The 25,700-nt window shown below is 38.1% G+C and carries 24 protein-coding genes and 3 tRNA genes; 14 read left to right on the plus strand and 13 right to left on the minus strand.

Features of this window, described 5'->3' with window-relative positions; translation table 11 throughout:
• Window positions 1–40: 40 nt before the first annotated feature.
• Window positions 41–787 (plus strand): tRNA-uridine aminocarboxypropyltransferase, encoded by a 747-nt coding sequence (locus H592_RS0113145; RefSeq protein WP_028869171.1) that lies wholly within the window; start codon window positions 41–43, stop codon window positions 785–787.
• 243 nt (window positions 788–1,030) lie between these two features.
• Here the strand turns inward: H592_RS0113145 and mobB are convergent, their stop codons facing one another.
• Window positions 1,031–1,579: a molybdopterin-guanine dinucleotide biosynthesis protein B gene (mobB, locus tag H592_RS0113150; protein ID WP_028869172.1), complete on the minus strand. Its 549-nt coding sequence runs from the start codon at window positions 1,577–1,579 to the stop codon at window positions 1,031–1,033.
• Between the two features lie 83 nt (window positions 1,580–1,662).
• On the opposite strand from mobB, the gene H592_RS0113155 reads away from it, so the two are divergent.
• Window positions 1,663–2,292, plus strand: coding sequence for a LysE family translocator (locus H592_RS0113155; RefSeq protein ID WP_028869173.1), 630 nt, complete (start codon window positions 1,663–1,665; stop codon window positions 2,290–2,292).
• 179 nt (window positions 2,293–2,471) lie between these two features.
• Here the strand turns inward: H592_RS0113155 and H592_RS0113160 are convergent, their stop codons facing one another.
• The 5 genes from H592_RS0113160 to H592_RS0113185 all read right to left on the minus strand — a co-directional run bounded on the left by H592_RS0113160 (window position 2,472) and on the right by H592_RS0113185 (window position 6,996).
• A complete protein-coding gene (locus tag H592_RS0113160; RefSeq protein ID WP_028869174.1) occupies window positions 2,472–3,380 on the minus strand; it encodes an aldo/keto reductase in 909 nt (302 codons plus the stop codon).
• Window positions 3,381–3,850: 470 nt separating this feature from the next.
• Entirely contained in the window at window positions 3,851–4,765 is a 915-nt protein-coding gene (locus H592_RS0113170) for a porin (protein ID WP_028869175.1), read from the minus strand.
• 1,833 nt (window positions 4,766–6,598) lie between these two features.
• Window positions 6,599–6,675, minus strand: a tRNA-Pro gene (locus tag H592_RS0113175).
• A gap of 124 nt (window positions 6,676–6,799) precedes the next feature.
• A tRNA-His gene (locus tag H592_RS0113180) sits at window positions 6,800–6,875 on the minus strand.
• A 44-nt stretch (window positions 6,876–6,919) separates the two neighbouring features.
• Window positions 6,920–6,996: transfer RNA gene (locus H592_RS0113185), tRNA-Arg, on the minus strand.
• A 229-nt stretch (window positions 6,997–7,225) separates the two neighbouring features.
• On the opposite strand from H592_RS0113185, the gene rnr reads away from it, so the two are divergent.
• Both rnr and rlmB read left to right on the plus strand, forming a co-directional pair.
• On the plus strand, window positions 7,226–9,772 hold the full coding sequence (gene rnr, locus H592_RS0113190; RefSeq protein WP_028869176.1) for a ribonuclease R: 2,547 nt from the start codon (window positions 7,226–7,228) through the stop codon (window positions 9,770–9,772).
• Window positions 9,773–9,864: 92 nt separating this feature from the next.
• Entirely contained in the window at window positions 9,865–10,605 is a 741-nt protein-coding gene (gene rlmB / locus H592_RS0113195; RefSeq protein WP_028869177.1) for a 23S rRNA (guanosine(2251)-2'-O)-methyltransferase RlmB, read from the plus strand.
• A 135-nt stretch (window positions 10,606–10,740) separates the two neighbouring features.
• Here rlmB and H592_RS0113200 read toward each other — a convergent pair whose 3' ends face one another.
• On the minus strand, window positions 10,741–12,000 hold the full coding sequence (locus H592_RS0113200) for a DUF481 domain-containing protein (protein ID WP_156916119.1): 1,260 nt from the start codon (window positions 11,998–12,000) through the stop codon (window positions 10,741–10,743).
• Between the two features lie 311 nt (window positions 12,001–12,311).
• Here H592_RS0113200 and rpsF point away from each other — a divergent pair, with 311 nt between their 5' ends.
• Genes rpsF through rplI form a run of 4 tightly spaced genes read left to right on the plus strand, consistent with a single transcriptional unit; the run spans window position 12,312 to window position 13,745 of the window.
• The gene (gene rpsF, locus H592_RS0113210) at window positions 12,312–12,725 is read left to right on the plus strand and encodes a 30S ribosomal protein S6 (protein ID WP_028869179.1); all 414 of its coding nucleotides are present in this window, start codon (window positions 12,312–12,314) and stop codon (window positions 12,723–12,725) included.
• A gap of 8 nt (window positions 12,726–12,733) precedes the next feature.
• Complete coding sequence (gene priB, locus H592_RS0113215; protein ID WP_025563296.1) at window positions 12,734–13,039, plus strand: primosomal replication protein N; 306 nt, start codon at window positions 12,734–12,736, stop codon at window positions 13,037–13,039.
• A gap of 9 nt (window positions 13,040–13,048) precedes the next feature.
• Complete coding sequence (gene rpsR / locus H592_RS0113220; RefSeq protein WP_028869180.1) at window positions 13,049–13,276, plus strand: 30S ribosomal protein S18; 228 nt, start codon at window positions 13,049–13,051, stop codon at window positions 13,274–13,276.
• 16 nt (window positions 13,277–13,292) lie between these two features.
• On the plus strand, window positions 13,293–13,745 hold the full coding sequence (rplI, locus tag H592_RS0113225; protein ID WP_028869181.1) for a 50S ribosomal protein L9: 453 nt from the start codon (window positions 13,293–13,295) through the stop codon (window positions 13,743–13,745).
• A 227-nt stretch (window positions 13,746–13,972) separates the two neighbouring features.
• On the opposite strand, the gene H592_RS0113230 is transcribed toward rplI, so the two are convergent.
• The 4 genes from H592_RS0113230 to H592_RS0113245 all read right to left on the minus strand — a co-directional run bounded on the left by H592_RS0113230 (window position 13,973) and on the right by H592_RS0113245 (window position 17,709).
• Window positions 13,973–14,659, minus strand: coding sequence for a response regulator (locus tag H592_RS0113230; protein ID WP_028869182.1), 687 nt, complete (start codon window positions 14,657–14,659; stop codon window positions 13,973–13,975).
• 146 nt (window positions 14,660–14,805) lie between these two features.
• Window positions 14,806–16,239, minus strand: coding sequence for an ATP-binding protein (locus H592_RS0113235; protein ID WP_028869183.1), 1,434 nt, complete (start codon window positions 16,237–16,239; stop codon window positions 14,806–14,808).
• 685 nt (window positions 16,240–16,924) lie between these two features.
• Window positions 16,925–17,404 carry a hypothetical protein gene (locus H592_RS0113240; RefSeq protein ID WP_028869184.1) on the minus strand — a complete coding sequence of 160 codons (480 nt, stop codon included), beginning with the start codon at window positions 17,402–17,404 and terminating at the stop codon, window positions 16,925–16,927.
• Between the two features lie 14 nt (window positions 17,405–17,418).
• The gene (locus tag H592_RS0113245; RefSeq protein ID WP_028869185.1) at window positions 17,419–17,709 is read right to left on the minus strand and encodes an EF-hand domain-containing protein; all 291 of its coding nucleotides are present in this window, start codon (window positions 17,707–17,709) and stop codon (window positions 17,419–17,421) included.
• Between the two features lie 205 nt (window positions 17,710–17,914).
• Here H592_RS0113245 and H592_RS0113250 point away from each other — a divergent pair, with 205 nt between their 5' ends.
• Window positions 17,915–18,376, plus strand: a complete 462-nt coding sequence (locus H592_RS0113250) for a GAF domain-containing protein (protein ID WP_028869186.1) — start codon at window positions 17,915–17,917, stop codon at window positions 18,374–18,376.
• Between the two features lie 160 nt (window positions 18,377–18,536).
• On the opposite strand, the gene lysS is transcribed toward H592_RS0113250, so the two are convergent.
• Both lysS and prfB read right to left on the minus strand, forming a co-directional pair.
• Window positions 18,537–20,054, minus strand: a complete 1,518-nt coding sequence (lysS, locus tag H592_RS0113255; RefSeq protein ID WP_028869187.1) for a lysine--tRNA ligase — start codon at window positions 20,052–20,054, stop codon at window positions 18,537–18,539.
• A gap of 94 nt (window positions 20,055–20,148) precedes the next feature.
• Window positions 20,149–21,247, minus strand: a protein-coding gene (gene prfB / locus H592_RS0113260) for a peptide chain release factor 2 (RefSeq protein WP_169727661.1) whose coding sequence is annotated in 2 segments (ribosomal slippage) — window positions 20,149–21,171 and window positions 21,173–21,247 — 1,098 coding nt in all. Because the reading frame shifts where the segments join, the coding sequence is not laid out codon by codon here.
• A 463-nt stretch (window positions 21,248–21,710) separates the two neighbouring features.
• On the opposite strand from prfB, the gene H592_RS0113265 reads away from it, so the two are divergent.
• The 5 genes from H592_RS0113265 to H592_RS0113285 all read left to right on the plus strand — a co-directional run bounded on the left by H592_RS0113265 (window position 21,711) and on the right by H592_RS0113285 (window position 25,341).
• Window positions 21,711–23,435 (plus strand): acetolactate synthase 3 large subunit, encoded by a 1,725-nt coding sequence (locus tag H592_RS0113265; protein ID WP_028869189.1) that lies wholly within the window; start codon window positions 21,711–21,713, stop codon window positions 23,433–23,435.
• Window positions 23,428–23,928 (plus strand): acetolactate synthase small subunit, encoded by a 501-nt coding sequence (ilvN, locus tag H592_RS0113270; RefSeq protein ID WP_028869190.1) that lies wholly within the window; start codon window positions 23,428–23,430, stop codon window positions 23,926–23,928. The genes H592_RS0113265 and ilvN overlap by 8 nt, the downstream gene beginning before the upstream one ends.
• Before the next feature lie 78 nt (window positions 23,929–24,006).
• Complete coding sequence (locus H592_RS0113275) at window positions 24,007–24,228, plus strand: hypothetical protein (RefSeq protein WP_028869191.1); 222 nt, start codon at window positions 24,007–24,009, stop codon at window positions 24,226–24,228.
• Complete coding sequence (locus H592_RS22320) at window positions 24,225–24,695, plus strand: copper chaperone PCu(A)C (protein ID WP_037071765.1); 471 nt, start codon at window positions 24,225–24,227, stop codon at window positions 24,693–24,695. Before H592_RS0113275 ends, H592_RS22320 begins: the two co-directional genes overlap by 4 nt.
• 28 nt (window positions 24,696–24,723) lie before the next feature.
• Complete coding sequence (locus H592_RS0113285; RefSeq protein ID WP_028869192.1) at window positions 24,724–25,341, plus strand: TIGR04219 family outer membrane beta-barrel protein; 618 nt, start codon at window positions 24,724–24,726, stop codon at window positions 25,339–25,341.
• Window positions 25,342–25,700 lie beyond the last annotated feature (359 nt).

Raw genomic sequence — 25,700 nt, forward strand, 5'->3', positions numbered from 1 at the left:
TTTTGCGTATAATCGCAGCCTCTCAACAATAGAGCTCATTATGCGAATCCATGCACTTCATACATTATACGACCATCGTTTAAGCCAAAGCACACGCCCTTTTCTAGCGCGAGGTGGTAGTATTGCACGCTGTAAACACTGTATGTTGCTCCCCTACTTATGTATTTGTTCAATCAAACAAACCGTCAGTAGCCAAAGTGCTTTTTTATTATTAATGTATGATGATGAGATATTAAAGCCTAGTAATACGGGGCGTTTAATCGCTGATCTGATTACAGATACACAAGCTTATATCTGGTCTCGTACCGAACCCAATACAGACATGTTAGCGTTGCTAGCAGATCCACAGTGGTACCCTATTGTTATATTTCCTGCTGAATATGCAGCGCAAGAAAGAGTGTTACCCATTGATTCATCTATCCCCTCTGTTATCAAAGATAAACGGCCTTTGTTTATTTTATTGGATGGCACCTGGGCACAAGCTAAAAAAATGTTTCGTAAAAGCCCATACCTAGACGATTTTCCAGTGTTATCTTTTGCACCGGAAAAACTATCACAATATATAGTGCGTAAAGCGACTAAAGAATATCAACTAGCAACAGCAGAAGTGGCCAGTTTGGTATTGGATAGCCTAGGTGAAACAGACAATGCACATCTGTTAACATTATTATTTTCCACCTTTAAAGAAAACTATCTGCTTGGCAAGTCTCGACAGCAGCTACCTGCGCAAAACAGCCAACAGCATTTAATCGCTGCATTTGCTGAGCAGCAGCGAGTCAAAGGTTAACATTGTTAAACATTAACTGGCTTAAACCTTCGCTGACTAAAGATTTGACTCAATTCCAATTTGAGACACTTAGTCAGTTAAGGTTGCTTAACTTAGGTAGCATACTTCAACCTTTGGTCTTTTATTCAAAAAGCAGACTGTTTTATCAACACTTAGATTCAAATAATAGGTCCGTTATTTATACCCATGATATTTCAGGTGTAAAGTCGGGCACCTCGAAATAACATGGCTATATACTGCTTTTTACTTAGACGGCTTGTTATTAGCAACCGCAATCACTTCATTTAAAATAAACGACACTATCTTTTGTAACTGGGTAAAGTCGAATAGAGGTAAATCACCTGCATCGATAGGTTGATCGCAAACAATGCCAATAATATTAGCATCCGTTGTATAGATAAATGGCTTTTGTAGCACGCTGCGGTGCAACTCTATTTTAGGAAAAGCTTGGTCTCGATAACCTTCCACCAGCACTAAATCCAAATTCTGTGTATTTAATAATGCAAGTTGTTCACTCAGTTGACTATCGTGTGCTTGCTCATGCTCATGAAAACAAATAGAGCGATGTGTGCCGGCTAATACCACTTGTGATGCACCTGCTTTACGCAAACGGTAGCTGTCTTTTCCAGGTTTATCCATTTCAATATCATGGTGGCTATGTTTCACCAAAGCGACACGCAGCCCCTGTGCAATTAACAAAGGAATAAGTTGCTCTAATAGGGTTGTTTTACCGGTACCGCTAAAGGCAGCAAAACCTAACAAAGGCACTGGAAATTTTGTCAAAAAAGTCATTATTTAACCTTATGAAAATAATTAAAGACACGTTATGATAATCGATTCATCGTCTTCTAACCAATTAGATTTAAGAGTAAAATATGCCCTACTTTCAAGAATTTATTATGTTAACCATTGTCCACCTTCTGGCAGTCATGAGCCCTGGACCTGACTTTGCGATTGTACTCAGACAGAGCATAAGTTTTGGCCGCAAAACGGCAATAATAACCAGTTTAGGGATAGGTTCTGGTATTTCTATACATGTTTTATATACATTATTAGGAGTGGGTTTATTAATATCTCAATCAGCATATCTAATGGTCACCGCTAAAATATTAGGGGCAGCTTATATAACTTACCTAGGTATTAACTTATTACGTAGCCAACCCAACTTAGATCAATCCGCTTCTATTGCCGTGGATAATGACCCTAAGCAGCAAAAAAAGGCATTTATGATTGGTTTTATGACTAATGTATTAAACCCTAAGGCAACGCTTTTCTTCCTCGCTATTTTCACCACCATTGTCAGTGCGAATACACCATTAATAGTACAATCTATATACGGACTATGGATCATCGTCTCAACCGCAGCATGGTTTTGTTTGGTCTCGTTTTTATTTTCACAACAAGGTGTTCGCCAAAAATTTTTAAATCATGGTCATTGGTTTGATAGAGTGATGGGTATTATTTTATTAATCTTTGCAGTAAAACTGCTTATTGAATTAATTTGAAGAGGTAACTAAAGGAAATAAAAAACCAGTGAAATACACTTTTTTAACGTATAACACTGGTTTTAACATTTTAGCCTCAATTTATAGACGCAATAATTTACGTATAATAATCGAGGTAAGAAGCTAAGGTACTGTAATTACGAGACAGAAGCTAAAAGACAGAAGCTAAGAAACAGAAGTTAAGGCACAGAAAAACCTTTTGAAGCCACCCAGACTCGATACCACTGTTCAGTATTCATTTTCAAAGCTAACGCCGCAACAGCCTCTTTAACTCGTTCTATTTTACCTGAACCAATTAATGCAACAGGATTTGAAGGATGCTTCAGTACCCAAGCAAAAATCACTTGTGTGATTGACGTTGCACCTAGCTCTTGTGCTAATAATTCTAAGCAATCTCGTAAGCGTTGGGCTTGCTGCGTTTGCTCATTGAAGATAGCCCCACCAGCTAAACAAGACCAAGCCATTGGACGCACGCGTTGTTGCTGTAGCTGATCTAAAACCCCATTTTCAATAACATCAAAATTAATGGGATTGATTTCAACCTGATTGGTTATTAAAGGTTCACTTAAACGTGATTGTAATAATTCAAATTGGGATGTGGTAAAATTAGACACGCCAAAGTGCTTCACTTTTCCTGACTGTTTGAGCTCAGTAAAGGCCTCTGCCACTTGATCCGCATCCATTAAAAAGTCAGGGCGATGTACTAATAAGGCATCTAACTGTTCAACACCTAAACGTTGTAATGAGTTTTCCGTTGAACGAATGATCGCCGCTTTGCTGCTGTCATAATGTGAAACACGATGTTCACCGGGGGCAGTCGCAATACCATTAATACCAAATTTAGATACAATTTGAATTTGCTCTCGCATTTCAGGCGCTAATGCGAGTGCTTCACCAAATAAGACTTCGCTATCACCATAAATTGCAGCATTATCCACCGTAGAAATACCTAGTTCTACATGTTGCTTTAAAAAAGTTAAACGCTGTTGTGCCGTCATGTCCCAAGCACCTAAACGCCAATATCCCTGAATTAACTTAGAAAATAAAGGCCCCTCTGGTGCCATCAATACCTTTTCGACTAAACTCATAACAATGCTCATAAAAATACTCACCCTATCATTGGCTATAAAATAAAAACAGAAACTAAGATTATCAGCATCGAGTATAAAATATCACCCTCAGACTGTATAAATAAGAGGTCACTTATGTCGATTGTATTGAAAAATATAAAGGCACAGATAATTGATAACAACAAAAGAGAAGTGCAAAGTGAAAAATACCAATCAGCGATCAATAAAAATAAAACTTTAATATAAGTGATAGCTTGAAAAATAAGAGGAAAAGTTAAAAAGAATGGAGTTCTATAGAGGTAAAAAACAGTAAGCGTTCAGTGACAAGAGGTAAGAGGTAAGAGGTAAGAAAAATGCAGAAATAAAATAATAAAAAGTATTAAAAAAAAACTAAAAAAAACTGCTTACCCAATCTAGTTGAATAAGCAGTTATCTATTTTTATTATGCTGTTCAGGTATTGAATAGCCTGATAGACAATAAAGCTAGCTTAGAATGTTACAGCCATACCTGCAGCATAACCGATTTCTGAATCATCAGTATCATCACCAGCAAGCTCTACGTATGCTGTAACGTTACTGTTGAACGAGTAAGCAGCATTTACGAAGTATTTATTAACATCGTCAACACCAGAGCTATCTGTATCAACTAAAGACCAAGCAGCAGAGTAAGCCATTTTATCAACAGTATAAACAGCAGCTAAACCAAAGCTAGTTGCATCGGCATTTGAACCATTATCAGTTGAACTTGCAGAAGCCGCTAATTCTAGGTCTTCAAATGCGTAACGCGCTTCTAAAACAACACTTTCTGAATCGTAAGTACCTTTATCTGCGTTACCGTAATACACAGTTAAATCAAGACCACCAAAACGTGCACCTAATTTCGCATCTAGAGAATCTACATTGTCAGACGCTGTTTTTTCATTTACTAGGTAAGAGATACCGCCGTAGTAGTTGCCTTTATCTAAAGTATATTTAACAACTTGCTTACCATCTTCATAACTTTGAGACGAATTATCGATACCAAACTCGTAATCGTTACCGATGCCTTGATCATCAGCAATTGTAACTTGTTGACCAACTGTTAATGTACCCCATTGAGCTGAGCTTAAACCAACATAAGCGTCATCCATCGCTAGCTGTTCATCATCGTTCTCACCGTCAACTTCAACAACACCAATGGCTGTAACACCGTGACCGATATCGTAACCGGCTTTAAAACCGAAGTCAGAATCATCAATGTTGATTACTTTGCTGCTATTATCTGCAGTGCCTTTTTTTGCTTGAACTTCAACGTCACCGTAAACTTCAAAAGTTGTACCATTTGCATCATATACTGTTGCACTGTGTGCTGCAGTTGCTGCAAATAAAGAAGTAACTATTGTAGCTAAAATTGTTTTTTTCATTGTCCATCACCTTGTTGCTATTAAAATTAAAATTAAATTTAAATTAATTGAATCCATGAATTACTTAATTCTGTCTAACTCCGGTGTAATAACATTATGTTGGTTATTTACACACCACAGATGTTTAAGTGCGGAATAAAATTACCACACAAAACTCAAGGCGGAAACAGCAAACGCAGTTAGATGACGAAAGGTCACACATTTAGACCAAAAAAAGGATAATAATTTGACCTACCTCTCAAAAAACAATGAAACTTAAATTAAAAACATAAGAGTAGCGTCTATTTTTTTGTTACTTTTACGTTAAAAAACAACGGAAAATTAACTTTATTCGCCTGATTTAACAAAATTTTGTGGTGCTTTTTTTAGAAATTGCAATTTAAAACTGATCAAGCCGGTCTGCTTGCCTCTTTCGAACTAAAAATAAGCCCTATCAATCTCTCAAAAAATAACAATGCAGTGTCTCATTTGAGTTTTCCATGCTTTTACTTGATTCGTAATTACATTAAATAAACGACAACGTTCCTGACATTAAGCCAACCAACAAGCATTCAGCCTCTGTTCTTTACATTAATAAAATGGATAGATATTAATAATGGAAAGCTCTTAATACTAAATAGACATTGACAGCGAAAAGAGATTGAGAGCGAATTGATAGTGATAGTGAACAAATATTAATAGGGAATAGGTATAGCTACTTTACAAAACGGCCATAACAGAAATATTTGGTTTACAGCATAGGCATATTATTAAAGCTCCTTATTAAATACTCAATGCAACAACCTTACAGATAAAGCAGCAAAATTTGATCCTCTACTATTATATGTATAAGTAATAAGCAGCCTTAATCATCGAGCATTTGAAATAGAACAGATATTTATTAAACAAAAAAATGTTTAATTCAGAAGATGAAACGCATCTTAAAATGCAGCCAGTAATAGACAAAGTACCGAAGAAGTATTAGCTCAGGTAGCTATCATTATTATATATTGGCGATACATATGACCGTAGGTTAAGAAGGCCGAGACTTATCCAGATAAAGTCGCCGCAAGGGCGAAACACCACGCAATGAAATATCAAACGGATTGGACGAGCGCAGACGAGCTATAACTTAACTAATTAACTAAATTCAACATATTAAAATAGGCAATACGAATCCTGCGCCTCAAAAAGCGATACTTAACATGGCTACGACAACTTTCCCGTTGAGTTTTTCTGAATCAATCGCTGACTTTAGCAAGCTAAGGCATGGAGGCCGTTGCTAGCTCAGTTCGAGACATGGATGTCGAGTATGAGCGGTGCGTTCAGAAGGCTGTTATTGATTCAGATTAAAAAAACGAATTGGGGCGATTTTCTTTTGGTTCCGTTTTCTTTGTTCGTATAAAGAAAATGAACTCGCCGCAAGGGCGAAACACCAAGCAATGAAATATCAAACTGACTGGACGAGCGCAGACAAGGCAAAATCTAAAGCGGATTATTCAAATGTGGTCGGTGATAGATGGAGCAGCGAAAAAGCGAAGCTTTATGTATGAGCAATGTTTTCAAGCGACAGCTTGGTGTTTGAGCAATCCTGTAAGGTCAAACCATTGAAAGACAATCTTCAGGTTCAGAAACGAAAAAATTCTGCTTAGCAATAACGCTAAGCAGGATTCTTAAATGTGGTCGGTGATAGATGCAGCAGCGAAAAAGCGAAGCTTTATATATGAGCAATGTTTTCAAGCGACAGCTTTGTGTCTGAGCAATCCTGTAAGGTCAAACCATTAAAAGACAATTTTCAGGTTCAGAAACGAAAAAATCCTGCTTAGCAGTAACGCTAAGCAGGATTCTTAAATGTGGTCGGTGATAGAGGATTCGAACCTCTGACCCTCTGGTCCCAAACCAGATGCGCTACCAAGCTGCGCTAATCACCGAGTATTTTATTTTACAGTTTTTTTCTGTGGGTCAGACCCTCTGGTCCAACTCTTTATAAACCCAATGAGATGCGCTACCAAGCTGCGCTAATCACCGAGTATCTAGTTTTACATCAAGAAAAGATGGGGCGAATGACGGGGTTTGAACCCGCGACAACCGGAATCACAATCCGGGGCTCTACCAACTGAGCTACATCCGCCACTATAAACTAAAGAACTGTATTAATGTTGCAATCCGAAAATATGGCGCACCCGACAGGATTCGAACCTGTGGCCTTTGCCTCCGGAGGGCAACGCTCTATCCAGCTGAGCTACGGGTGCTCACGTCTTTAGCGTGGCGCGGATAATACTTAACACTGCAAAACCTGTCTAGTCTTTTTTGTGTTTTTTTTGAAAATAAGGGTTTACTTGCTCAATAGATGAGCAATTAGACAAAAAAACAAAAAAAATCAATTTTTTTTGATTAATTACGCTTAATAGTTGAATTCAAGCAGGCTTTCAGTCATTTTCAGATATACTTTCATTAATTGCCTTATAAAGAGTTACAACTATGACTTTAGATCCTACTGTAGATCAAGAACCCAAAATTTATGAACACCCTGTCCCTGACCGTGAGTTTATTTTAGCTTTTATCGAAAAACACGGTAAACCGATCACTCGCGATGCATTATTTAATGCTTTCTCTCTCAGCAGTGACGAAGAAGCCGAAGGACTAAGACGTCGCTTAAAAGCGATGGAACGTGATGGCCAATTAGTTTGGTGTCGCAATGCAACTTATGGTTTGCCTGACAAACTTAACCTTGCTAAAGGTAAAGTTATTGGCCACAAAGATGGATTTGGTTTCTTAAAAACTGAAGACGAAGGTAAAGACCTATTTTTACCTAATCACCAAATGCGATTTTTATTCCACGGTGACACTATATTAGCGCAACCAGTAAAAGTAGATTCACGTGGACGTACTGAAGCGCGTTTTGTACGCTTATTAGAAGCTCGCCAAGAAACAATTGTTGGCCGCTACTTTGTTGAAGATGGCGTTTCATCTGTTATTCCAGACGATTCTCGTATTAACCAAGAAATCATTATTCAAAAAGAAAACAATGGCGGTGCTCGCCATGGCCAGATAGTTGTAGTAGAAATTTTACAACGTCCTAAAGCGCGTTTTACTGCAACGGGTAAAATAACAGAAGTACTTGGCCAAGATATGGAGCCGGGTATGGAAGTTGAAATTGCGCTTCGCACACATGACATTCCGCATGAATGGCCTGAAGGTTTAGATAAAGAGCTGGAACCATTTGGTGAGTTTGTGCCTGAAGAAGCTAAAAAAGGTCGTGTAGATCTACGTGATTTACCCTTAGTGACTATTGATGGTGAAGATGCACGTGACTTTGATGATGCAGTATTCTGTCAAAAAGAACCTGGTGGCGGCTGGCGCTTATGGGTTGCGATTGCCGATGTAAGTTATTACGTTGGCAAAGGGACAATTTTAGATAAAGAAGCGATTAACCGCGGTAACTCTGTTTATTTCCCAGACCAAGTTATTCCTATGCTACCTGAAGTATTATCGAATGGTTTATGTTCTTTAAACCCTCAGGTTGACCGTTTATGTATGGTCAGCGAAATGGTTATTTCTCAATCCGGTCAATTAACAGATTATAAATTTTACGAAGCAGTAATGAACTCTCACGCGCGTTTCACTTACACTAAAGTGGCAGCTATTTTAGAGGGTGATCAACCTCTTCGTGAACAGTACCAGCCATTAGTGCCTCACTTAGAAGAATTAGAACATCTTTATAAAGCCTTCAAAAAAGCACGTCATATTCGTGGCGGTATGGAATTTGAAACATTAGAAGTTCGTTTCCTCTTTAATGAAGCACGTAAGATTGATGCGATTGTGCCGCTAGTGCGTAACGATGCGCATAAGATCATTGAAGAATGTATGATCCAAGCAAACGTTGCTTCTGCCCGTTTAATTGGTGCTGCCGATGCCGCTGCTTTATTCCGTGTACATGAAACCCCAAGCGAAGAAAAATTAGCGAACTTCCGCTCGTTTTTAGCCGAATTAGGTTTAAGTCTTGGTGGCGGAGATAAACCAGACCCTCGTGACTATGCAGATTTAGCGGAAACCTTTGCTGACCGTGAAGATAGTGAACTATTGCAAACCATGTTACTGCGTTCAATGAAGCAGGCCGTGTATCAAGATGAAAACTTAGGTCATTTTGGTTTAGCATTAGAAGAGTATTCTCACTTTACTTCGCCAATTCGTCGTTACCCAGACTTGATTTTACACCGCGCTATTAAATATATAGTGAAACATCAAGAAGCAGGTCAACTGAAACAGAAATGGACTGAAACCGGCGGTTACCATTATCAACACGATGAAATGGGATTTTTAGGTGAGCATTGTTCAATGACAGAACGCCGTGCCGATGATGCTACACGTGATGTAGCTGACGCATTAAAATGTGAATATATGCAAGACCATATAGGCGATACTATGGTTGGTACTATTGCAGCTGTTACCAACTTTGGTTTCTTTGTACGCTTAAATGATATTCATATCGATGGTTTAGTGCATGTCACTGGCTTAGTGTCTGATTACTATATTTTTGATGCCGGCAAACAAACCTTAAAAGGTGAGCGAACTGGTCGTGTTTATCGTATTGGTGACGTATTAGAAGTGAAAGTACTTTCTGTTAATTTAGACGATAAAAAAATTGATTTTGAATTAGCCGATGAAGCAGTCGCTGGTCAACGTAAGCGAGGCCGTAAACCTGAAAGTAAGACGTCAGATCGCCCTATCGACAAACGCGCACGCAGTAAGTCAGGAAGCGAAGAAGAGCAGCAATCCAAGCAAGCAACGGATGATGAATCAACTCAGCAACCTAAAAGAGCAGTTAAACGAACAGGCAAAAAACTAACAGAAGAAGAGCTTGCAAAGAGAAAGGCTGCTAACAAGCAAAAGAAAAAGCCGCAAAGAAAAGTGGCACAAGGCGAAAAGAATACTGCGTCGTCTAAGAAGAAAAAAACAACAGCAACCAAGAAAAGTCGTCCAGGACGTGCTGAACGTACACGTAACAAGGCTAAGAAAGCAGAATAATAACATTTCTGTCTAAGTCGCTAATTTACTCACTGTCAATTAGCGACTATAGAACTTATCCCGATTTAGATATTAAAGATTAGAGAAACAACATGAGTAAAAGTGAAATTATTTACGGTATGCATGCCGTTGATGCGCTATTAGAAAAACAACCAGAACGTGTTATTGAAATTTACGCCCTAAAAGGACGTGATGACGAACGTTTAAATGATGTGCTTAACAAAGCAAAAGAATGGGGTGTCTCAGTACAATTGATGCAACGTAAAGCATTAGATGACAAATCTGATGGAGAGCAGCACCAAGGTATTATGGCACGTGTAAAAGCGATGAAAGTATTAACTGACAATGATCTAGAGCCTATTTTAGCGGCTCTCGATGTACCTCCTTTTTTATTGATTTTAGATGGTGTAACCGACCCGCACAATTTAGGCGCTTGTTTACGAAGCGCTGAAGCAGCTGGCGTACACGCAGTGATCATTCCTAAAGACAACTCAGCCAGCTTAACACCAGTAGTACGTAAAGTGGCCTGTGGCGCAGCAGAATCGATTCCATTAATCCATGTGACTAACCTAGCGCGTGCGATGCGTGGTTTACAAGACAAAGGGATCTGGATTTACGGTACCGCCGGTGAAGCAGAACAAAGCCTTTATGATTGTAAGCTACAAAGTGGCATGGCGTTAGCGATGGGAGCGGAAGGCAAAGGGCTACGCCGTTTAACACGCGAACATTGTGATGAACTGATTAAATTACCAATGGCAGGTGCTGTTTCAAGTTTAAATGTATCGGTTGCAACGGGTATTTGTTTATTTGAAGTGGTACGCCAACGCCGTTAAATAAGAAGTAAAAAGCAAAAAAATATCTTAAATCAAGTTATTGTTAAGCTAAAAAATCAGCAATTTCGGTTCACGACAAATAAAATCAATCAACGCTAGGCAGTCATTACTCGCTGTGTAGCGTTTCTTTTTTTACTAGAATGCATATTGAATATTAAACCCCGTCGAAACCTCTTTATTTTCAGTATTCTCAGGTACATTTTGATTATATTTATAGTCAACATCGAAGATTAAATATAACTGCTGATAAATTCTATTCTGAGCTTTAAACTCCACACCATAAACACTATTAGAATGCCCTACTTCAAATACTCCTTGTAACGACACTTGCAAGCTTTCACTCACAATCCTTTCATAATTCAGCCGTGTACGTAATATAAATTCATTAATAGAAACAGCATCTTCATCAGCATTCGGCTCAGCGAATTTATAGCCGGGGCCAAACTCAGTGTTAAATTTATGGTTATTTTCATTAAAGAAAATATGCCCGTAACCAACGGTAAAGATATCTTCCTGCTCATAAGATGCAAATTTACTACGTTTAATATCACTACGGACAAAAACTAAGTTCATTGGGTCTAAATTGTAGTTTCCCTGTAACTGCCAGCGAAGCTTTTGCGCGGTTTCTTCACTGTCTTCCGATTCAGACTTAAACTCAATATCACTGTTAATATTGTATTGATCCACTTCGTTGTAATCTAATATCAATCGCCCGCGTAAGTTTTGTGTAATTTGATTATCTTGCTCATACTTAAAACCGAATTCGACAGCACCGCTAAAGCGATCCGGTAACTCTATTATCTCTTCATTTGAATCAACAATATCTGTTTTGATGCTGTTGTTTTCAATTGCAATATCAATGAAGTCTTGATCTGCAATAGCATTATTTTCTTCAATGCTACCTTGACCTGCCTTTTTATTTTTAAGCAGATCGGGTTGTTGATCGATGGACGTTTTAATGCGATTGATAGGCGAGCTTAATAAACTAGCATGTTGTAAACGCTCTTTTTTTAATAGCGCCTTAAGCTGCTTCTCTTTTTGTTGGCTTTCTACTAAATATGATTCTTGAATATTTACTTGATTATCTAGCGTCGATATTTTGTCAATTAAGCGTTGGTTTTCAGCTAATAAATAAGCCAGTTGAGTTTGCTGCTGTTGTTGCTTTAACTTCTCTGCCGATTGCTGCTTTAACTGCTGCGCTAGTTCGATAGCCTCTTTTTTTGTCGATAGTGTTGTATTCGCCGAACTATTCGGCTTTGCGCCTGCAACACCAGCATCGCTATTAATGGTTCTATCGACAGCATTGCCCAGTGCACCATCGGCTTGAATATTTGTCGCGCCTGCATTCGCACCTATTGTCACTTCAGTAGTAGAAGTGATTGCCTGAGGTGTCATGTATAGCCCAATATTCACACCTAGCACGAGAAGGTTAATAATTAAGATATAAAGGAAGGCTGATTTAGGCAAAATTAACTCATTTAAATGATTAGGGAACCGAAGTATTTTAGATTGTTAGTGTATAGATGCAAACAATAAGCAAAAGTTCTCATTAACTTTGTATTTATCTTGCTTTTGTTGCTTGCGTAAGTTGTCGCTAAACTGTACAATCTGCCGGCTTAAATCAGCCACCCTTTTTGTTCCTTGCTTCTACTTGGTACGGCTGAGCCAAATTATGAAGCTACTAACCCGTAAGGAGCGATTTTTATATGCGTCATTATGAAATCGTATTTATGGTTCACCCAGATCAGAGTGAACAAGTTAATGGTATGATCGAGCGTTACACTACTTCTATCACAGAAGCAGGTGGTACTGTTCATCGTCTAGAAGATTGGGGTCGTCGTCAACTGGCTTACCCAATTAACAAACTACACAAAGCACACTATGTTCTTATGAATATTGAAGCTGAGCAAACAGTAATCGATGATTTGGAAACTGCTTTCCGTTTCAACGACGCTGTGATCCGCAACATGATCATGCGTACTAAATCTGCTGTAACTGAAGCATCTGTAGTGGCTAAAGCAAAAGAAGAACGTGTTGAACGTGCTCCTCGTGCTCCACGTCCAGATTTTGATGCTGCACCAGCTGCGCCTGCTGCAACAGAAGCAGAAGCAGAAGCATAAGAAACTGAGTGACTGATAACTTTTTGCAACTTACAGGTATCGTAACTGAAAAGCCGATACATAAAACAAGCCCTAGCGGCATTGAACACTGTAACCTGACGATAGAACATCGTTCAGTGCAAGAAGAAGCTGGATTACCACGCAATACATATTGTTATATGCCAATTGCAACAAGTGGACCATTAGCAAGTCAGTTGAAGAATAAATTATCGAAAGGTATGCAAATTAAAGTAAGTGGTTTTATCACTTATCATCAGAGCAAGAGTAATCTTGGTAAGTTGGTGTTGCATGCTCAGTACATAGAACAAATTTAAGGAACTACCATGGCTCGTTATTTTCGCCGTCGTAAATTCTGTCGATTCACAGCTGAAAAAGTTGTTGAGATTGATTACAAAGACGTTGTTACATTAAAAAACTATATCACTGAAAGTGGTAAAATCGTACCTAGCCGTATTACTGGCACATGTGCAAAATACCAACGCCAACTAGCGCGCGCTATCAAACGTGCACGTTACTTGTCGCTTTTACCTTACACAGATTTACACAAGTAAATAGGAGCTATATATTATGGAAATTATTCTACAAGATACAGTTGCTAACCTTGGTAAACTTGGCGATAAAGTTAACGTTAAAGCAGGTTACGCACGTAACTTTCTTTTCCCACAGCAAAAAGCTGTTCCAGCAAACAAAGCAAACTTAGAAGCTTTTGAAGCACGTCGTGCTGAATTAGAAGCTAAGCAAGCTGCTAACCTAGCTGCTGCTCAAGCACGTGGTGAAGCTATCTCTGCATTAGAAGCGGTTGTTATCACTTCTAAAGCTGGTGATGCTGGTAAACTGTTCGGTTCAATCGGTACGCGTGATATTGCTGATGCAATCACTGCTGCTGGTGTAGCTGTTGCTAAAAGTGAAGTTCGTCTTCCTGAAGGTGCTTTACGTTTAACAGGTTCTTACGAGATCACTGTTACAGTACATTCTGACGTAACTTCAATTGTAAACCTTGAAATTGTTGAAGCTGAGTAATCAGTAACAATACTTTAATGTTTTAAAATACCTGCTTTCGAGCAGGTATTTTTTTGTCTAAAATTTAGTTATCCCCTTGCCCTTCCAACTATTGATACCTATCTATAAGATGATTCTTGCAACCTAAAAAATATGCCTGTGTAGTACTGGGTTGTCATCATAAGAGATAACTCAATGATGCTGTTTGAACTGCCCTTTTCCCACTCCGACAGTAGTTAACCACTAAATTAAGCTGATGGAGCTGACTCCACCACTAACCGATAGCCTGCACCATATACTGATTGAATAAGATCTTGGCCTTGGCTGATATCTGCCAATTTTTTTCTTAATTTTTTAATATGACTATCAATGGTACGATTATTAACAATGCGGTCATCTGAATACATGCTCTGCATTAATTGTTCACGCGTAAAGATCCGCCCCGGTTTATTAGCAAGTGGTTTAAGCAATTGAAACTCAACAGAAGTCAGTGCAATTTCGATGTGATTAAAACTAACTACTAAGCGTTCTTGATCTAACTTTAAATCCGGTTCAATAGCAACGTTGTTCAGCTGGCCTCTTCTTAATACCGCTTTGACTCTGGCCACCACTTCTTTAGGGCTAAATGGTTTACAAATATAATCATCAGCACCTAAGTCTAAACCTAACAACCGGTCGTCTTCATCGACTTTGGCTGTCACCATCAAAATAGGTACGTTAGAAAATTGGCGAATTTCCTTACACAGCGTAATACCGTCTTTACCTGGTAACATAATATCCAATAATATGACCGTTGGTTGGTTCGCTTTTACCCAGCTCACCACTTGATCTCCATGATGAATTTGCTGTGGCTGATACTCAGTTAGCTTGAAGTAATCAGCTAACAAATTAGCTAGCTTTATTTCATCTTCTACAATCAATATTGAATTTGACACATTATCAACCTTAATGATTTACCCCCTATGTCACCAAAAGGTAACACCTGCCCAAAACTTACAATGATCTAGAGTACTGCTACTGAATCGCTAAATAGCTAAGTTTCAAGAAGCAAGTCTCAATCATCCAAAACAGATCAAATACATTATTGGCTCAACGGTAGCTCAATAATGATCGCTAATCCACCCAGTTCAGACGCTTGTGCATAAATATGCCCTTGATGTGCAGTAACAATATGCGCACAAATAGACAATCCAAGACCAGCCCCCCCAGTTTTACGATTTCTTGAATCTTCAACACGATATAAATATTCAAATAAATGTGATAAATGCTGTTCAGGCACTCCCACACCATTATCTTCTACTGTCACTCTCACAATGGGATTCATTGCTTGTTGCTCAACAACCAGTGATATTTTCATTACATTCGCTTCAGCGTATTTAATGCAATTGTTCATCAAGTTTTCAAACAACTGACATAAGCGAATACTATCAGCAAAAATAATCGCAACAGGTGCTTTAATATCAACTGTCAACGAGGTTCCAGCAACCGATAAGTAACTGCTAAATTTATTAACCTCTGAGGCTAACCAGTCGCTTAAGTTAATATTTTTTTTACGATAATGCATACCACCTATATCCGCGCTTGTTAGTTGATGTAAGTCATCAATAAGGTGCTGCAAATGTTTCACTTCATCGTTAGCTGAATCAATATTACTTTTCTCGAGTGGACGCACCCCATCGAGCATGGCCTCTAATTCCCCCCTTAGAATCGCCACCGGTGTTCGTAATTCATGTGATATATTCGCTAACCAACGTTTACGTGCATCTTCATTCTCATGCAGTGTTAATGCTAATTCATTAAAGTCTCTGCTTAATTCGCCCAGCTCATCTTTTCTATTTACATCGATATGTTGAAGATAATTACCCTGGGTCAACTGGTGCATGCCAAAAATTATTTTCTTAATAGGTTCAGCAATATGGCGTGCTAATGGAAAAGTGATTAACACCACTAGCCCCATCGCAACTAAGGCAATGATCCATAAGTAACTTTGCTGTTGTTTGATAAAATCGAGTTCATAACCATCGGTTATTTTTTTGTGTTGCGGGATCATTAACCAACCAATATTTTTATTATCAACCTCGAGCAACGTTTTACTGTATTCAGACCCTTCAATATAATGCCCTGCCACTAGATTGTTGTCTTGATCAAACAAAGCAAAGCCAGGTCTTTGCATCGGCCGAGGAACTCCGTCTCTTGGGGGGGGCGGTCGACCAAATTCAGGAGGAGGTCTTCTCGTTAATTCTGTCGGCGAGGGTTCGTCATCATTATGACTCAAGTTGAAAAACAGTAAATCGCCAAACCTTTTATGTTGACCTTGCAACCCTTGCCAAGTGCCATCTTTTTTATATTCTTGCTGCAGCTGAACCACTAAAGGCTGCAATGACTCCATCTGTTTACTGTTAACATATTCAACAATCCCCTTACCAATACTCCATTGAATGAGTAGTACCAAAGCTGTCACGAGTAATAAACTAAAGCTGAAAAAAACTAAAAAAAGTTTGTTATGGATTTTCATTATGACGGTTCTCTTTATCAATACTCGTTACTAAATAATCGTATCAGTTAACACTTGTTTAGGGTTTACCAGGATCGAATTACTGCATATGTTAATCGCTCATAGTTAAATAGCTGACAGTTAAATAGCTGACAGTTAAATCGCTGATAGTTAAATCGCTGATAGTTAAATAGATCACAGCACATTCATTGTTGAACCTAAACTGATATTTAGAAATACTAACGTAGTTATTACTTAATAATCATATCAATTAATGATGCTATTAAATGCACTCATCTGACTATCCATCCAACATCCCGTTGTCTCTCATTAACTATGCCATTACCTAACTATCATTAGCGATACTATTACCTAACTCTGATACCTAACTCAATACAGTCGGTTACTCTATTTGCTTGTGTATCTAGCCTTTGAGATAGATGCGCATCTGTTATTCAATTTATCATGTGAATGACTTTAATATGACAAAGCACTTATCAAACGCAAATGAATAGTCTATTCAAATAAGCGTTTGATGGTTGAGTAAGTTGAATAAACAGAAATGATGAAAATATGCAGTAAGCGTACTATTAAAACGATGATTGATGATTATAAAAATAAATAACCTCAATGCATATCCAGCACTGAGGTTACATAATACAGTCATGCGCTAATAAAAAAGAGCTATCAGCTAAATGGAATGTCACTAGGCAACGGTATCAATTAAAGAGTCACCCTCTTCGATACCAAATTTCTCCATCACCTGTGCGTACACAGAGAAACGCTGCTCTTCAGTTAATTGTTCAACACTGTCGGCATCATTCGCCGCTAACGTTTCTTCTAACAATTCTTCTAAATAGCTCGCCATTGAACTGATTTCATCTGAACTTTGCGCAGGAGGTGGCGGCGGAGGTGGACGATCGCCTTCGACATTGGCTAAATCACCAATCTCTTTTGCACCAAAACCCAATTCAGACAATGCAGATTCCATAGCTTTGCCTGGCTCAATACCAGCCTCAGAAAATGTATCGATAATACTTAAGGCATCGGCTGTTGTTAAATTGTCTGCATCCAGTTCAGATAATGTGTCTGAAATAAGCGTTTGTTGCTCTTCCGTTAATACTTTCTCTGAACGTGATGACGTAGGCATTGTGACTGATGAACCAGAACTGATTGAACTAATCATAAGAATGCTTCCTGTTATTGACGTTGTTGTGGACGAGGTGGTTTATGATCGCTAAATTCTTGCTCACTAATCACACCGTTACCATCTGCATCAATATCATCAAATACGGTTTGGTGATCACCATGAGGCAATGTTTGTGCTGAAAACTCATCAAAATCAATTTCACCACTATTATTGCTATCAATGCTTGAGAAATCAGGCCGAGCACCTTTAGGTCCCCTTTCCTGTGAGTCTTGTGCATAACTTTGACTGGTTACACCCACAACCATTGCTAATGCAATCATTACATTTACACATTTTTTCATTAAAAGATCCTCTCAAGATAAAATTACTAATACTAGGCTAACAATTGAATGTGCAAAGAATGTGCAAAATAGGTAAAAAAAGTATTTAAATTTAAAAAAAACCATACTTTCACTCACATCGCTTGCTACACAGTGATTTATGCTTGCGTTAAAAATAAAAATATTTATTCTCTATGCCATATAACCATTAATTAAGTAGATAAAAATGAAAACATTAGCCGACTATCAATTACTGACTAAACAAGCCTTAGCATTGATTGAAGATGAACAAGATTTAACTGCCAAACTAGCTAATATCAGTGCATTACTAAACATGAATTTAAACAATATAAACTGGGTAGGTTTTTACGTTTTAAAGGGCGAGCAATTGGTATTGGGGCCATTTCAAGGCAATGTTGCTTGTTACCGCATCGATCTAGACAAGGGTGTTTGCGGGAAAGCCTTCAGTACTAATACAACACAACGCATTGCCGATGTACATGAATTCCCAGGACACATTGCTTGTGATGCAGCGAGCCAATCTGAAATTGTTATTCCTATCAATTACAATGGCAAAACAGTGGCAGTATTGGATATTGATAGTCCAATAACCGAGCGTTTTAATGAAGTGGATGAAGCGGGTTTAAATCACTTTATTGCACAATTAGAAAGCCAGTTGAATTTCTAGCTGATCGCATTTTATCCCATGTCAAAGTCGAAAGTTAGAAGTTAAAAGTTAAAAGTTAAAAGTTAAAAGGTACGACATTTTCTGGTGATAAAAAAGCCCCGTGAAAAACGAGGCTTTTATTTACCAAGATAATATTCAGTAGAAGGTTATCTTATAATAATTATTTAGCTTGCGGGCGCATATGTGGAAATAATAATACGTCACGAATCGTATGGCTATCAGTAAACAACATCACTAAACGGTCGATACCAATACCTTCACCAGCTGTTGGTGGTAAACCATGCTCTAGTGCAGTAATGTAATCAGCATCGTAGAACATTGCTTCATCATCACCCGATTCTTTCTGTGCGACTTGATCCATGAAACGTTGCGCTTGGTCTTGTGAATCATTTAACTCAGAGAATCCATTCGCTAATTCACGACCACCGACAAAGAATTCGAAACGATCTGTTACTTCTGGGTTTTCATCGTTACGACGAGCTAATGGTGACACTTCCGCAGGGTAAGCAGTAATGAACGTAGGTTGCATTAACTTGTGCTCAGCCGTCTCTTCAAAGATCTCTGTTAAGACTTTACCTTCGCCCCAACTATCTTTTAAGTGAATGTCTAAACGTTTTGCTAAGGCTTTTAATCCTTCCATGCTTTCTAATTCAGCAGCTTCGATGCCTTCGTTATATTCAAGGATTGACTCTTTCATTGTTAAACGTATAAAAGGTTTGCCAAAATCAAACGTTTCTTCACCGTATTTAACAATGCTTGAGCCTAATACATTTTCAGTAATAGTACGTAACATATCTTCTGTTAAGTTCATTAGGTCAATGTAGTCAGCGTAAGCTTGGTAGAACTCAATCATAGTGAATTCAGGGTTATGACGCGTTGAAACACCTTCGTTACGGAAGCTACGGTTAATTTCAAATACACGCTCAAAGCCACCAACTACTAAACGTTTAAGATTTAATTCTGGCGCAATACGTAAATACATAGGTAAATCTAATGCATTATGGAATGTTTCAAAAGGCTTAGCCGTTGCTCCGCCCGGGATAGCTTGTAACATTGGCGTTTCTACTTCCATGAAATTACGTTCATTTAAGTAAGTACGGATAGCGGTTACGATCTTGTTACGTAAAATAAATGTTTTACGAGAAGATTCATTAGCAATTAAATCAAGGTAACGTTGACGGTAACAAGCTTCAGTATCTGATAACCCGTGGAATTTATCAGGTAATGGACGCAGTGCTTTAGTCAAAATACGGATTTCTGATACTTTAATGCTTAATTCATCTGTTTTTGTTTTAAATAAAACACCAGTAGCACCAACAATATCGCCTAAATCCCATTTTTTGAATTCAGTATTGTAAAAACCTTCAGCTAAGTTATCACGTGCAACATAGACTTGAACTTGACCGCCCATATCTTGGATAGTCGCAAAGCTTGCTTTACCCATAATACGACGTGTCATCATACGGCCAGCGACGCTAACTTCAACGGCTAACTCTTCTAGTTCTTCTTTGCTCTTTTCGTCATAAAGCTTATGCAGTTCATCTGAGATATTTTTACGACGGAAATCATTCGGGAATGCTTGTCCCTTTTCACGCATAGCATCTAATTTTTCTAGACGTGCTGTTAAAATATCGTTCAACTCTTCTTGTGGTGCTTCTGCTTGGTTTTGCTCTGACATGATAGTTCCTATCGGTTTAGTGTCTTACATAATTTGTTTCTAAATGTGCCTTATATTACGTACGTGAATATAAGGCACATGCTATTTACTCTATTTATAATCCAGATTTCAGACTTGCTTCGATAAATTTATTTAAATCGCCATCTAATACTACTTGGGTGTTACGGTTTTCAACACCGGTGCGTAAATCTTTAATACGAGAGTCATCCAAGACGTAAGAACGAATTTGGCTACCCCAGCCAATATCAGACTTACCATCTTCATTGATCTGCTTTTCTGCATTTTGTAATTGTAATTCGTGCTCATATAATTTGGCACGTAATTGTTTCATCGCTTGGTCTTTATTTTTATGTTGTGAACGGTCATTTTGACACTGTACAACAATATTGGTTGGCGTATGCGTAATACGTACAGCCGACTCGGTTGTATTAACGTGCTGCCCACCCGCTCCTGAGGCACGATATACATCAATACGTAAATCAGCAGGATTAATTTGAATATCGATATTGTCATCGATTTCAGGGTAAATAAATGCCGATGCAAACGAGGTATGGCGTTTACCCGATGAGTCAAAGGGTGACTTACGCACTAAACGATGTACACCGGTTTCAGTACGTAACCAACCATAGGCATATTCACCACTAAAACGAATAGTCGCGCCTTTAATGCCTGCAACATCACCAGGTGTCGCTTCCATTAGCTCGGTTTTATATCCATTAGCTTCACCCCAACGTAAATACATACGTAACAGCATATTTGCCCAATCTTGCGCTTCTGTACCGCCTGAACCTGATTGAATATCAAGATAACAAGAACATGCATCTTGTTTGCCCGAAAACATCCGGCGAAACTCTAGCACTTCAAGTTGCTTTTCAAGGTCATTGGCTTCTTTAACCGCTTCATCAAAGCTGTCTTGGTCGCTTTCTTCTACAGCCATCTCCACCAGCATTTCAATATCGTCAGTACCTTCTGTTAATGCATCAATGGTTTTCACCACTAATTCAAGGCTACTACGTTCTTTTCCTAATGCTTGTGCATGTTCTGGATCATTCCATACTTCAGAAGATTCTAGTTCACGGCTAACTTCTTCAAGTCGTTCCACTTTTGAATCATAGTCAAAGGTACCCCCTAAGCATTTCAGCACGCTCAGTCAGGTCTTTAAGTTGATTAAGAATAGGGTTTACTTCAAACATTGAGGCTCACTATTGATATATTCGTAAAAAGAGCCGAATTTTAACCAATTATCGATAAAATAAATAGAGAACATTTAAAATTAATAAGCATCTTGCAGCGGAGAATCTACAGATTGCCTCGAACTCACTTTAATTGCAGCAAATTGAGTTGATTTTTAAACCCTATAGGCACTCAAGCAATATCAATATTGATAAGCCAACACCTTATTATTTAAATATTATGAATAAGTATAAACACGCTTGTTATCGCTCTAAATACGCTAAATGCTTGTTATTAGTATTTAGCGTATTTTCAAAATCCCTAAGAAACTAAAAAAATAGAAAAAAAATACAATTTTTTACTTTTATTAGATGCATTTTATTTTCATTAACGTAAAGTTAAAGGTTCATTTAAGCAAGGTTCGCTTCTATCCGATACAGGTAGAAAACGACGCAATTAACCGATTGTATAAGGATACAAATTATGGAAATGCTTTCAGGCGCCGAAATGGTAGTGCGTTCACTACAGGACGAAGGTATAGAACATATCTTTGGCTACCCAGGCGGTTCAGTTTTAGATATATACGATGCAATTTTTCAATCTGATAAAATTGAACATTATTTAGTACGTCATGAGCAAGCTGCAGTACACATGGCTGATGCTTACTCACGAGCAACCGGTAAAGTAGGCTGTGTATTAGTAACAGCGGGGCCAGGCGCAACAAACTGTATTACAGGTATTGCAACGGCTTACATGGATTCAATTCCATTAGTTGTTTTATCAGGTCAAGTACCTACGTTCTGGATTGGCGACGATGCTTTCCAAGAAACCGACATGATCGGTGTTTCTCGTCCAATTGTAAAACATAGCTTTTCATGCCGTACCGCTGAAGAAATCCCAATGGCTATCAAAAAGGCATTTTATATTGCTTCAACGGGTCGACCGGGTCCAGTAGTTATCGAACTGCCAAAAGATGTACAAAACCCACTTAACAAATTCCCTTATGAATATCCTGAAAACATTAGCTTACGTTCATATAACCCAACTTTAAGTGGCCATAAAGGGCAAATAAAACGCGCTGTAGCAGCATTAGTAAATGCTAGAAAACCTGTGTTATATGTGGGTGGTGGTGCCATTATTGCTAATGCATCAAAACAAGTATTAGAACTTGCTGAAAAGTTAAACCTACCAGTAACCAATACCTTGATGGGTTTAGGCGCATTTCCTGGTGAGCACAAACAATTTATCGGTATGTTAGGCATGCACGGTACTTACGAAGCAAACAACTCAATGCATAATGCAGATTTGATTTTTTCTTGTGGTGCTCGCTTTGATGACCGTGTGACTAATAATGTAGATAAATTCTGTCCAAACGCAAAAATCATGCATATTGATATCGACCCGACATCTATTTCAAAAAATATTCACGCAGACTTACCGATTGTAGGTAGTGTTGAAGTGGTATTGCAGCAGATGTTAGATCTAATCGAAGAAACTCAAGCGACTAATGATAGTGAAAGTATTAATGCTTGGTGGGATCAGATTAATGAGTGGCGCGCTAAAGATTGCCTTGCTTACAAAACATCAGATACACATATCAAACCTCAACAAGTGATCCAATGTTTATATAAAGTAACGAAAGGTGATGCCATCGTTACTTCTGATGTTGGTCAACATCAAATGGTTGCTGCGCAATATTATCCGTTTAAAGAACCTCGCCAATGGATTAACTCAGGTGGTGCAGGTACGATGGGCTTCGGCTTACCAGCTGCAATGGGTTGTAAAATAGCTTTCCCAGATCGTCCAGTTGTTTGTGTCACTGGTGATGGCTCTATTCAGATGAACATTCAAGAGTTATCAACTTGTATGCAATACAACATTCCTCTGGTGATTTTACTATTGAACAATCGCTCTCTAGGTATGGTAAAACAGTGGCAAAAAATGTTCTATGGTGGTCGTCAATCTCATTCTTATATGGATAGTGTGCCTGATTTTGTTAAATTATCTGAAGCCTATAACCATATCGGTATTAAAGTTGATAAAATTGAAGAACTTGAGCCTGCATTAATACGTGCATTCGAATTAAAAGATCGTGTTGTCTTTATTGATGTTGCGATTGATCCAGAAGAACATGTTTATCCGATGCAAATAAAATCTGGCAGTATGGAAGATATGTACCTAAGCAAAACGGAGAAAACTGATGCGTAGAATTATAGCTGTTTTACTAGAGAACGAATCAGGCGCATTGTCTCGTGTTGTTGGTCTTTTTTCACAACGAGCTTACAACATTGAATCATTAACCGTATCACCGACTAACGATAAAACGTTATCTCGTATGACTATTACAACAGATGTTGTTAATCATGCGGAGCTTGAGCAGATGATGAAACAACTACATAAACTAGTGGATGTGTTACGCGTTACTGAATTAACTCAAAGTGCACATGTAGAACGTGAATTGTTATTGGTTAAAGTACGTACTGTCGGTAGCGAAGCACGTGAAGAAGTAAAACGTACTTGTGATATATATCGTGGCCAAATTGTTGATATCACTCAAAATCTTTACACCATACAATTAACTGGTGTAGGTTCAAAATTGGATGCTTTTGTAGCAACAATTTCTGATGCGAGTGAAATTGTTGAAGTAGTTAGATCTGGTGTTTGTGGTATTGCACGTGGTGATAAAGCACTACGAGGATAAGTGACAAAACTGAGATGAACTACTTTATGCAAAGTGCAGATCGCTGTACTTTGCATTTTTTATTTATAGGAGAGTAAAATGTTCGAACTGCTCGCGCTGTTAATGTCAGCATTTGTGCTTTTTATGTTTGGCGTATCGATACTAAGTTTGATGGTCATAGCAGGGATTATGATCGCTAGCTTTATTGTACTGGGTGCCCTTTCCTTTCTATTAAAATTCGGTATTTGGATTTTACTAGCTTACCTCATCTATTATTACTTCTTTCAATATAAAAATAACAAAGACAAGGACGAACTATGAAACGCTTATTACTACTTGCTTGTACCTGTTTATTCTCTATTAATAGCGTTGCCAGTGATTTAACGGTTAGTGATCAATATATAAGAGCAACACCACCACATGCTAAAAATAGTGCATCTTTCTTAACAATCACTAACCACACCAACACGACTATTAAATTAATTGCAGCAGACAGTGATATTGCAAAACGTGTTGAGTTACATAACCATATTAAACAAGATGGCATGATGAAAATGCGCCAAGTTGAAGCGGTGGAAATAGCGGCGAATAGTAGCATGTCATTACAACCGGGTGGTTACCATGTTATGTTTTTAGGTCTAAATAATAATTTAACTGAAGGTCAATCCGTTAAAGTTACACTCTATTTTGATAACGGAAATGAATTAAACATTGATGCCCCCGTTAAAAAAATAAACAGCAATAAAAACCAAGGTTCGACAGAAATGTCGCACCAAGCACATCACTAGACTTAACATAAAAAAGGAAATTACATCCATGAAAAAACAGGCTTTAGCCGCTGTTATAGCAGCAACAATTAGTATGCCATCAACGGCTGATTTTTTAGGTGTTTATGCGGGTCTTGATTACGCTAGCAACGAAACAAGTTTTAGTAATTCAAATGGTACAGAAGATGACAACAACCTATCTGGTTATGTTGCATTTGAACATTTTATTCCACTAGTACCCAATGTTAAATTAAAATATTCAGATTTAAGCAATAGCGATTTCAATAATAATGATAGTTCAGCAATGAACGCAATCTTATATTATGAAGTGCTAGATAATGACTTAGTTGAAATTGATTTGGGATTAGCATATACCGATACAGAAAGCTTTAATCATGACGCTTCAATTGTCCAAGCTTACGGAGCTGCGAAAGTACATATACCAGGTGTTAGCATGCATGCTTTTGCTGAAGTTATCGGTGGCTCACTGACAGATGATGATGCGTTAGATGCGCAGATTGGCTTAGCTTATACCTTCAATCCTGACTCTTATTTATTAAACGTCGCAGTGCGTGCCGGTTACCGAGTACAAGAGCTAGAGTTTGATAATGTTGCAGGCACACAAGAAGTTGACGGTTTATTTGCAGGTGTAGAAGTACACTTCTAACCTATAGTTTTTAACTGTTCTGGCTGTTTTAAAGCCACATTATTAACGACGTTGATTAAACCTCGAATGTGGCTTTTAAACTTTATCTCGATTTACTTAATACCTGTTTTTTCATACCTTGTTCGATCCAGCACAAGGCATATAAAAAGATGTTTCCCACTCTATAAATATTTATAAAACACACATTAACAGCAACAAAAAGCATAGTTATTTACTTCATCCCTTCACATCCGATGAAAACTAGACAAATAAAATCAATAAGATACATAAGCTTGACCATAAACTACAATAAACCTCACTTTTTAAATGCCATTTAGTTATAAAAGAGTAACTTTTATTCTTTTGTGCTAATCATAAGC

Origin of the sequence: Psychromonas arctica DSM 14288 (assembly GCF_000482725.1) — a bacterium.
Lineage (GTDB): Bacteria > Pseudomonadota > Gammaproteobacteria > Enterobacterales > Psychromonadaceae > Psychromonas > Psychromonas arctica.

Bases quoted from the DNA above. Each gene is read 5' to 3' on its own strand.
- H592_RS0113240 (WP_028869184.1), bottom strand. From the start codon at position 17,404: ATGATTAGTTCAATCAGTTCTGGTTCATCAGTCACAATGCCTACGTCA.
- rpsR (WP_028869180.1), top strand. From the start codon at position 13,049: ATGGCTCGTTATTTTCGCCGTCGTAAATTCTGTCGATTCACAGCTGAA.
- H592_RS0113200 (WP_156916119.1), bottom strand. From the start codon at position 12,000: ATGACACCTCAGGCAATCACTTCTACTACTGAAGTGACAATAGGTGCG.
- ilvN (WP_028869190.1), top strand. From the start codon at position 23,428: ATGCGTAGAATTATAGCTGTTTTACTAGAGAACGAATCAGGCGCATTG.
- H592_RS0113285 (WP_028869192.1), top strand. From the start codon at position 24,724: ATGAAAAAACAGGCTTTAGCCGCTGTTATAGCAGCAACAATTAGTATG.
- H592_RS0113145 (WP_028869171.1), top strand. From the start codon at position 41: ATGCGAATCCATGCACTTCATACATTATACGACCATCGTTTAAGCCAA.
- H592_RS0113245 (WP_028869185.1), bottom strand. From the start codon at position 17,709: ATGAAAAAATGTGTAAATGTAATGATTGCATTAGCAATGGTTGTGGGT.
- H592_RS0113250 (WP_028869186.1), top strand. From the start codon at position 17,915: ATGAAAACATTAGCCGACTATCAATTACTGACTAAACAAGCCTTAGCA.
- rnr (WP_028869176.1), top strand. From the start codon at position 7,226: ATGACTTTAGATCCTACTGTAGATCAAGAACCCAAAATTTATGAACAC.
- lysS (WP_028869187.1), bottom strand. From the start codon at position 20,054: ATGTCAGAGCAAAACCAAGCAGAAGCACCACAAGAAGAGTTGAACGAT.
- mobB (WP_028869172.1), bottom strand. From the start codon at position 1,579: ATGACTTTTTTGACAAAATTTCCAGTGCCTTTGTTAGGTTTTGCTGCC.
- H592_RS0113155 (WP_028869173.1), top strand. From the start codon at position 1,663: ATGCCCTACTTTCAAGAATTTATTATGTTAACCATTGTCCACCTTCTG.
- H592_RS0113170 (WP_028869175.1), bottom strand. From the start codon at position 4,765: ATGAAAAAAACAATTTTAGCTACAATAGTTACTTCTTTATTTGCAGCA.
- rplI (WP_028869181.1), top strand. From the start codon at position 13,293: ATGGAAATTATTCTACAAGATACAGTTGCTAACCTTGGTAAACTTGGC.
- H592_RS0113235 (WP_028869183.1), bottom strand. From the start codon at position 16,239: ATGAAAATCCATAACAAACTTTTTTTAGTTTTTTTCAGCTTTAGTTTA.
- rpsF (WP_028869179.1), top strand. From the start codon at position 12,312: ATGCGTCATTATGAAATCGTATTTATGGTTCACCCAGATCAGAGTGAA.
- H592_RS0113265 (WP_028869189.1), top strand. From the start codon at position 21,711: ATGGAAATGCTTTCAGGCGCCGAAATGGTAGTGCGTTCACTACAGGAC.
- rlmB (WP_028869177.1), top strand. From the start codon at position 9,865: ATGAGTAAAAGTGAAATTATTTACGGTATGCATGCCGTTGATGCGCTA.
- H592_RS22320 (WP_037071765.1), top strand. From the start codon at position 24,225: ATGAAACGCTTATTACTACTTGCTTGTACCTGTTTATTCTCTATTAAT.
- H592_RS0113160 (WP_028869174.1), bottom strand. From the start codon at position 3,380: ATGAGTTTAGTCGAAAAGGTATTGATGGCACCAGAGGGGCCTTTATTT.
- H592_RS0113275 (WP_028869191.1), top strand. From the start codon at position 24,007: ATGTTCGAACTGCTCGCGCTGTTAATGTCAGCATTTGTGCTTTTTATG.